At 43.9% G+C, this 3592-nt stretch carries 5 protein-coding genes and 1 pseudogene; all 6 read right to left on the bottom strand.

The window, feature by feature from the left end:
* On the bottom strand, window positions 1-740 hold a 740-nt coding region (locus tag FHL06_RS12130), incomplete at its 3' end, for a type IV secretory system conjugative DNA transfer family protein (RefSeq protein WP_153386839.1).
* A 1-nt stretch (window position 741) separates the two neighbouring features.
* The gene (locus tag FHL06_RS12135; protein ID WP_153386840.1) at window positions 742-1212 is read right to left on the bottom strand and encodes a conjugal transfer protein; all 471 of its coding nucleotides are present in this window, start codon (window positions 1210-1212) and stop codon (window positions 742-744) included.
* A gap of 2 nt (window positions 1213-1214) precedes the next feature.
* Entirely contained in the window at window positions 1215-1583 is a 369-nt protein-coding gene (locus FHL06_RS12140; protein WP_337692567.1) for a thioredoxin domain-containing protein, read from the bottom strand.
* Complete coding sequence (locus FHL06_RS12145) at window positions 1570-2187, bottom strand: SadB/YajI family lipoprotein (RefSeq protein ID WP_153386841.1); 618 nt, start codon at window positions 2185-2187, stop codon at window positions 1570-1572. The genes FHL06_RS12140 and FHL06_RS12145 overlap by 14 nt, the downstream gene beginning before the upstream one ends.
* A 13-nt stretch (window positions 2188-2200) precedes the next feature.
* Complete coding sequence (locus FHL06_RS12150; RefSeq protein ID WP_153386842.1) at window positions 2201-3355, bottom strand: phage tail tip lysozyme; 1155 nt, start codon at window positions 3353-3355, stop codon at window positions 2201-2203.
* Window positions 3356-3592 (bottom strand): annotated as a pseudogene (locus FHL06_RS12155) (conjugal transfer protein); the annotation flags it as partial.

Raw genomic sequence — 3592 nt, forward strand, 5'->3', positions numbered from 1 at the left:
ACCGGAATAATCACATATAGCACAACTTTGGCTTTGCCAATCTCTTTTAAATCAAAGTCTGAAAAGCTGGTAAAATTGGCCACTTCTTTGTCAACAAACTTCGAAATGGTCGCCAACAGGCTTTCAATAATGCTGGCTTTCATTTCCCCTTTGGCTTTTTTGAACCCTAACTCATAAGCGCGTCTAGCTGGATCAGTCATGGTTAAATCAAGAAACAAGGTATCTAACGGACTATCTGCGCCCTTTTCCTCGGCTTCCACATCGTTTTCTTGCAACACTTGGGTCACACCCGCCAAATTTCGTTGTTCTGGTGACCGGTGGTTCATGACAAACAGGATTAAAGCCTTCAAAAGCTGTCTTTGGGTACTGAACCACACATCTTTTTTACCTTCGGCATTTTCACTTTGCACGATCTTGGTGGCGACGGTTTCAGCTTGAATATCCCGTTGAATATAATCAAAAGGATTGTAGCGATCACTGTGCGCCATGTTGGCAAAGTTGACGACATGTACTTGATAACCCTGGGCTAGTTTGATACCGGCCGTCTTTTCGTATAATTCACCTTTCGGGTCGGTCACGACAATGCTGTTCTCCGTTTCATTAAACAGGTTGGTAATGACGACTGATTGGGTCTTATATGATCCAGGGCCCCCAACCACAAAGATATTCCGATTGGGTTTGGTGCTGTTATTCTGGTAAACAATCCGTTTATCCACGATCCCTAAAATCGTCCCATTCATGTTAATCTGCCCCCTTCGCTGACTTTTCTCGATCCACTAATGATTTGAGAGTTTCTGCCTTGGTACTCTTGTTAAATGCTGTGGTGAGGTCTTTGGCATTGATACTAAAGTAATGGTCACTTAATTCTTTTAGATCACCCCAGGTCGCACTCCCGTGGGTTTCAGTGTCCGCAGTTTCCCACGCTTTGTGCTTGCTATTGCGTTTCAAAGCAAAATAAATGGTGTATAGGACCACAGCGATACTGACGATAATTAATACCGGGTTCTTTTGACCCAAATACAAGTTGTAATAGTGCCAGGGGTGTAAGACTAACTGCTTTAACACCGTTGGCATATGATCCGCAAAAGTTAGCTTATAGTGCGACAAGGCCATGACTGATCCAGCTAAAATCTCCGCTAAATACAAGCCAATGATTAGCGTTAGTAGATACGTCCAACTAGCTTTAATCACAGCTATGCTTCTATCTTTCATTTCTAATCACCTACGATTCGTTTAATTTGCGACTGCTTGGTACCAACATACCGTTGATTGCCACTAATCAAGGTTGGCACCGCCGTTAGCTGATATTTTTGAATGTAATGCCGATTCTTCGGTTGATTCATATTAATCAAAATGATGTTGTGACTGATGACGTTATGCCAATAGATTCGGTGAAAAATAGCTTGGCAATCCGGGCAATCATCGCGATAGAAGAACAACACTTTTTTAGGGTGCTTAGCCAGCGTCACAACTGTTTTCTCTTTCTCAACATGGTTCACATAGCTATGACCCGCAAAGCCTAATACTGCAAGTATCACCACGATCACCGCTAGGGCTTTACCAACGCGTTTAATTAAGGTCACTGGCTTTAAAACTACTACCTAAATTTTGTACCGCGGTGATTCGATCCGTGGTGGTATCGAAAGTCACCTGATAAAGTACCGTCGCCTTTTGCCAGTCGTTGTCGCCACTCTTACTTTCGTAACTGACAACGGCCAAGCCTTTCATATTTTGCCCCTGCTTACTTTGCGTATACAGGTTCAGTTGATTTAACTTAGCTGAAACACTATTGCTATCACCATACGTGCCTTTGTTTGAAAAGTATTGCTGATATAGCTTGTCGGAAATCAGGTCTTTCACGCCATCTTTACGCTGGCCGTAGGTCTTGGGCTTAAAGTTATTCATGACCTTAAAGAACTTGGTGACTACCGTATTAAAGCTAAGTTCAGCCTGACTTTTGTCTTTATTATTTTGGTAGGTCTTATAACTGTCAATTTGGGTGCTCAATAACTGCTTTTGTTGGTTGGCTTTAGTCAATTGCTGGTTAACTTGGCGCTTCTGTTTTTGTAGCCGACTAATCTGCTGTTGCGCCTGCTTAACTTGGCTATGTTGATAGGTATTTGCCCCTAACGACATAACTAAGATCAAGCTGCCAATCACCACACTTAAAACCATGCTCCGCTTCATTTGTTTTCCCTCCTTACTTCTTGATCGGCCGGGCTAACGTTACATCACCACCATTTAGTAAGCTATAAAAAGCGGTCCCAAAAGTGCTTTCGTTAACTTTATCACCCGTACCACCTTGCTCAATAATCTTGGTGGCTTTACCTTGCCATTTATCTAACAGAATGGCGGTATGCCCGTTGTTTCCGGCCCCGGCGCCTTGATTAATAATCACAATATCGCCGGCTTTCGCATCATTTTCACTGATCTGTTTCAAGTATTGATGGCTGCCTTTGGCGTCACTGGCCATCGTGCCGGTAAACCAGCCCATGTTATCCGGTACCTTGTAACCAGCCTTATTCAAGGCTAACCAGACAAAGCCTGAACAATCTGTCCCACCGGTTTTGTTAGGATTCTTTAAATCGCTACCTAAATCGGGGCTAGGGTGGGTCTGAACATAATAGAAATCGCCTTTCATACTTTCCGCGTTTTTAACAATGCTGCCACCGGAATAGCTCGGGTCACTATCACAACCTAGCTCGGTCAGATCGCCTGAACTTGCATTATCTAACGTATTACCGGCCACGGGATCACTCGCCCCGAACACGGAATACCAGTGATCGGCATACCCGTATCTTTGGCTTAAATACCATTGTTCCGGGTTCTTACTCATACCCTCGTAATCCATTAACCAGGCTTTGGTCGCTTTATGCACGTCCGTATATTTAAAAATCTGCTTGTTTGACGCATAGTAACTACTGTTCAATTCTTGATCGAGATAGTCCAACTGCACGCCGAGATTCGTCGCTGGTTTGTTTTCTTTGTGGGCTAAGTCTTCCAACTTATCCTTCCGACCACCTAACCACTGGGCTAAGCCCGTGGCCCCGGAACTTGAATTAACGGACTTGGAATCAAGCCGACTTTCTAGTTGTAAGACCCCCAAGATACCGGCGGCCGCTTGTGGGGTGGCACCATACTTTTGTTTCCAGTGGGCATAGATGTTTTTGGCATTTTCTGTCATGCTCTTACTATCTAACTGTGTTTCTGTAGTGGTTGAGTTATCACAACTGTTTTCTTGCAATTGACCTGTTACTGCCGCAATTAACAAGATGATTAGCAGAATGGCGCCGCCCACAATATAAGCAATCAACTTCCACTTCTTTTTCTTATATTCAAACGACAATACCTGCATTTAATCACCCACTTTGTGCTTGGCCTGATCGACTTGTTTTTGCGCTGCTGATTGGTCACTCTGCGCGTTCTTTAAGTCCGACTTAGCCGAATCCACCTTCTTGTCTTTGTCCTTATCTTTACTGCCATCAATCTTGTTGGCGTCATCTAACTTCTTTTGGGCGTCGCTAACTTCGTTCTTAGCGGCATTGAGACTTAATAGCGCTTTGAGATACTTGGCTTTAGGGCTGTTCACCCC

The sequence above is a fragment of the Companilactobacillus halodurans genome, from assembly GCF_009600985.1.
Classification (GTDB): Bacteria; Bacillota; Bacilli; order Lactobacillales; family Lactobacillaceae; genus Companilactobacillus; species Companilactobacillus halodurans.

Bases quoted from the DNA above. Each gene is read 5' to 3' on its own strand.
- FHL06_RS12135 (WP_153386840.1), bottom strand. From the start codon at position 1,212: ATGAAAGATAGAAGCATAGCTGTGATTAAAGCTAGTTGGACGTATCTA.
- FHL06_RS12145 (WP_153386841.1), bottom strand. From the start codon at position 2,187: ATGAAGCGGAGCATGGTTTTAAGTGTGGTGATTGGCAGCTTGATCTTA.
- FHL06_RS12150 (WP_153386842.1), bottom strand. From the start codon at position 3,355: ATGCAGGTATTGTCGTTTGAATATAAGAAAAAGAAGTGGAAGTTGATT.